The 4,514-nt window shown below is 67.2% G+C and carries 4 protein-coding genes; all 4 read right to left on the bottom strand.

From position 1 onward, the window contains the following. Positions 1-32: 32 nt before the first annotated feature. Entirely contained in the window at positions 33-842 is an 810-nt protein-coding gene (locus JAO81_RS31415; RefSeq protein ID WP_199551358.1) for an IclR family transcriptional regulator, read from the bottom strand. A 114-nt stretch (positions 843-956) separates the two neighbouring features. Further along, positions 957-2,258 (bottom strand): ABC transporter substrate-binding protein, encoded by a 1,302-nt coding sequence (locus tag JAO81_RS31420; protein WP_199551359.1) that lies wholly within the window; start codon positions 2,256-2,258, stop codon positions 957-959. Between the two features lie 58 nt (positions 2,259-2,316). Further along, the gene (locus tag JAO81_RS43765) at positions 2,317-3,201 is read right to left on the bottom strand and encodes a carbohydrate ABC transporter permease (RefSeq protein ID WP_199551360.1); all 885 of its coding nucleotides are present in this window, start codon (positions 3,199-3,201) and stop codon (positions 2,317-2,319) included. Next, positions 3,198-4,133 (bottom strand): carbohydrate ABC transporter permease, encoded by a 936-nt coding sequence (locus JAO81_RS31430; RefSeq protein ID WP_199551361.1) that lies wholly within the window; start codon positions 4,131-4,133, stop codon positions 3,198-3,200. The genes JAO81_RS43765 and JAO81_RS31430 overlap by 4 nt, the downstream gene beginning before the upstream one ends. Between the last annotated feature and the right edge of the window lie 381 nt (positions 4,134-4,514).

A 4,514-nucleotide genomic window follows, 5' to 3' on the forward strand; every position in this document is an offset into this window, starting at 1 on the left:
CGTCCCGGGCGTACGACCGGGACGCCTCTCCCCTAACCCAGGGGCACCCGCGGCTGCGGTGCCCGGGCCATGGTGAAGCCCAGCGCGACGGACACCTCGTCGGCGGCCTCGACGACCATCAGGGCGAGCTCGCGCAGGCGCTGAGGGTCGTCCAGTTCGGAGAGAGGACCGCTCACGGACAGTGCCGCCACCACGTCCCCTCCACGGCCGCGGATCGGGGCGGCGACACAGGCCCGCCCGAAGGCGAGTTCTTCGATCTCCGTCGCGTAACCGCGGCTGCGCGCCTCGGCCAGCGCGCTCTCCATGGCGGACAGCTCGGTGATCGTGTGCGGGGTGTAGGCGATACCGAGCCCCTTGGCGTAGAACTCTCGTACATACTCCGGGGGTTGTGCCGACAGGAACGTCTTGCCCATGCCGGTGGCGTGCAGCGGCGCCGTACGTCCGGCCATGGTGAACGACTTGGGGGACTTCGTGCCCTCGAAGTTCCCGAGGTAGAACAGCTGGTCGTCGCGGAACTCCGCCAGATTCGCGCCGAGGTCGGCGACGTGGGCGAGGTTCTGGGCGATCTGCCGCGCGGCCCGGAAGATCGGCGAACTGTTGAGCGCCACCGACCCCAGGGTCACCACGGTCGGTCCCAGTCGGTACAGGCCGGTCCGGGCGTCCTGCTCGAGGAAACCCATGCGGTCCAGCGACGAGACCATGCGGGACACGGTCGACTGCCCGAGATTCGTCTGGGCGCATAGCTCGGAGATCCGCAGTTCGCTGGTCTCATCGGTGAAGCAGGCGAGAAGCGACATCGCGCGCTCGACGGCCTGCGTTCCGGCGCCGTGTTCGGCAGCCATGGTTCTCCTGTCTTGTGGGCGGCGTCGGTCGACCATTTTACATCCGGCATCCGCTTTGTGGGTTACGTTTCCACGTATGGTCCCGCCCCACGGCGGAGGCGGGGACGGCCCGCGTCACCCCTGCTCGAGGGCGGTTTCGACCTTCTTGCGCAGGTCGTTGAGGCCGCTCTGGACCCCGACCTGACCAGCGAGGATGGAAGCCACACCTTCGCCGATCGCCGTATCGATCCGAGCCGTGGTGGACAACGTGTCCCAAGCGCTGAGCCGGGCATGCTCCGCGACCGCGCCGGCGAAACCGGTCTGGAACGTGTCCTTCTGCAGGGCCTCGATCCGGTCGGCCACCTTCTTGTCGGCGGGCGGCAGCGCGGACTGCTTGTACAGGGCAGTGGCCGCGCCGAGGTCGGTGGCCACGTAGGAGATGAAGTCCCTGCTGGTCTTCTCCCCCTTGCCTGCGCTGCAGGCCAGACCCGAGCCCCAGAAGCGGTTGTACGAGGGGAGGCCCTTGGCGGTCGGCCGCTGCAGCGGGCGGATGGCGGCATGCAGCGCCGCCGGGCCGCCGTTGGACTTCACGAACGTGTTGGCCAGCGGAGCGTCGTCGTACATGACGGCCTGCCCGCGCGCGAACATGATGCGCGCGTCCGTGCGGGCGACACCCGCCTTGGTGAGCTTGGCGTCCTGGAGCTCCTTGTACCACTCGATGGCCGCAACGCTCTCCGCGTCGCCGATGGTGCACTTCAGGTCCTTGGTGACGACCTCGCTGCCCCAGCCCCACATCCAGTGCACGGCGTCCTTGAGGTCCGGGTTCTTCGTGACCGCGGCATACGGGATGAGGTCGGGGTCCTGGCGCTTGATCTTCTCCAGCGCGGTCGCGAACTCCTCCACCGTCAGACCGCTCTTGAGTCCGACCTCGTCGGCGATCCGGCCGTCACATACGAGTCCGATTCCGGAGGCCGTCAGGGGCAGCATGTACAGCTTGCCGTCGACGCGCAGTCCGTCGACCACCGCACGCGGTATCTCCATGCCTTCGGCGAGATCGGAGAGGTCGGCGAGAATCCCCATGGGGACGAGCAGTTGCCACGGACCCTGGGCAACTCCGTTGAAGGAGCCGGACTTCGCGGCAAGGGCCAGCTGGGTGGCCGCTTGGTCGTAGGGGAAGATGACCGGCTTCACCTTCTTGCCGGACTTCTTCTCCCAGCCCGCGACGACGGCCTGCCACGCCGCCTTCTGGGCGTCCTCACCGAGTGCGTTGCCGTACAGCTTGATCGTGTCGGCCTCCGACGCACCGCTCCCCGCAGCGTTGCCGGGCGTGGAGGTGGAGCACGCCGTCAGACCGAAGGCGCTGGAGAGGCCGAGTGCTCCGAGGCCCGCGAGGACTCCTCGCCGGGTCATGGCCTGCTGAGGGGCATGGTTGGACATGATGGCTCCGTCGTGTCTTTGGGGTGGGAGTCGTGCCTTGGGGTGGGAAACGGGCAGCTCAGCCCTTGACCGCTCCGGCAGCGAGGCCGGATACGAAGTACCGCTGCAGGGCGATGAAGATCAGCGCGAGGGGCAGGGAAGTGATCACCGAGGCCGCCATCAGGGCCGGCCAGTCGCCGGAACCCTCGTGGATGAAGGCCGTGGTCATGCCGACCGGGAGCGTCTGCTTGTCCGGTCCCGCCAGCGTCAGAGCGAACAGCAGATCGCTCCAGCCGCGCATGAAGGCGAACATCCCGGCCGTGACCAGACCAGGGGTGATCAGCGGAAAGATGATCCTGAACAAGATCGCCAGGTTGGAGAGGCCGTCCACCTTCGCCGCCTCGATGATCTCGTCCGGCAGTCCGTCGATGATGCCTTTGAGGAGGAACACGGTGAGCGGCAGCGTGAACGTGGTGAACGCCAGCACCACGGCCGTATACGTATAGAGGAGTCCCGCGGCGCTGAACATCAGGTACAGCGAGACCAGAAGCAGCACGCCGGGCACAAGCTGTCCGACGAGGAACATGACCATGAAGAGGTTGCGTCCGCGGTAGCGGAACTTCGACAGCGAGTACGCCATCAGTCCGGACACCAGGACCGAGACCGCCGCGGTCCCGGCCGAGACGATCACCGAGTTGCCGAGTGCGGACAGCAGCGCGGTGTCCTCGAAGAACGCGCCGAAGTTGTCGAGGGTCGGGTTGAACGGGAAGAACGGCCGGTCCTTGGAGAAGACGTCCTCGCGTTGCATGAACGCGGTGGCCACCAGCCAGTACACCGGGAGCAGTCCGAACAGACCGAGCGCCGCCAGGCTCAGCTTGCCGGCGACGCCGAGCGTCGGCCGGGTGATGCCCTCTCCCACATGGCGTGACCGGCGCCGGGCCGGCAGGAACGACACGAGGCTCACCGTCGCGCCTCCAGTTTCTTGTTCAGCAGGAAGTACGCGGCACACACCACGGACAGGGCGACGAGCCACAGCACCCCCATGGCCGCCGCACGGCCCAGGGAGAACTCGACGAACGCGTACTGGTAGATGCTGACCGCGAGGGTCATGGTCGAGGTCCCGGGGCCGCCCCCGGTCATCACGAAGATCATGTCGAACGAGCCGAAGTTGTAGATGAACTCCAGCATCGTCACCAGCGCGACCGGGCCGATCAGATGCGGCAGCGAAACGTGCCAGAAGCGCTGCCGGCGGGAGGCACCGTCGATCGCGGCCGCCTCCAACTGCTCACGCGGCAGGGTCTGCAGGACCGCGAGGATCACCACCATCATCCAGGGGAAGGTGTTCCACGACTTGGCGATGATCACCGCGGCCATCGCAGTCCCCGGCGCCCCGAGGAAGTCGACCTCCGGCAGGCCCACTTGGGACAGGACGTGGTTGAGCACGCCGTAGCTGTCGTTGAAGATCCACGCCCAGAGGAACGAGACGACCACACCGGGCAGCAGCCAGGGAAGCATGAGCATGCCCCGCAGCACCGACCGCCCCTTGAGGCGGGCGTTGAGCAGCAGGGCGAGTCCCAGACCGAGGAACAGGGGAAAGACGGTCGCGAGCACGGAGAACACGAGCGTGGTCCCGAGGCGGTCGACGAAGTCGGGCCAGACGTCGGAGTAGTTGTCGAAACCGATGAACGAGCGGCCGGGGCGGATGAGCGACTGGTCGTAGAGGCTGGTCCCCAGGCTCGCCACCAGCGGATACACCGCCACGGCAAGGAAGAGCGCCACTGCGGGGGCCGCGATCATGAAGCCGAAGGTGCGGTCCCGCCCGTTGAGTGTGGAGCGTTTCCCCGCCCGCACGGGCGAGCGGGCGGGGGCTCGCACCGGCGGGGGTTCGGTGGTCATCGTCATATCAACTCCTTGCGACGCGACGGACCATATCTCAGAAGCAACATCTGGTAAATGGATGTGACGCCCACATTGTGGAGATACCCCCAGGGTCGCTTGGGATCACATGCCCCACACAGGGTCGTTGCTCTGAACTGCCACACAGAGCCACCGAGTTGAGCTGGAGCGACCCGCACAGCAAGGTCGACCGGCCACATATCGCAGGTTGAGTATCCGCTATACGAATTGACCTTGCGCATATGGGAGTTGAGCAGGTTCGGGCCCGGCGAGCCGAAGCGGCTCTCCGCCCCGCGGGCCGAGAGCGCACCCCGTCGTAGCGCGGTCGTCCCCGGGCGCCCCCGGGCGGGCCCGCCGGGGGCGCCCACCCCCCCCTTGGTG

Source organism: Streptomyces sp. N35, assembly GCF_016464295.1.
Taxonomy (GTDB): domain Bacteria; phylum Actinomycetota; class Actinomycetes; order Streptomycetales; family Streptomycetaceae; genus Streptomyces.

What these genes read in the sequence shown, in the direction of transcription:
- JAO81_RS31430 (WP_199551361.1), bottom strand. Translation starts at nt 4,133, where the DNA reads ATGACCACCGAACCCCCGCCGGTGCGAGCCCCCGCCCGCTCGCCCGTG.
- JAO81_RS31420 (WP_199551359.1), bottom strand. Translation starts at nt 2,258, where the DNA reads ATGTCCAACCATGCCCCTCAGCAGGCCATGACCCGGCGAGGAGTCCTC.
- JAO81_RS31415 (WP_199551358.1), bottom strand. Translation starts at nt 842, where the DNA reads ATGGCTGCCGAACACGGCGCCGGAACGCAGGCCGTCGAGCGCGCGATG.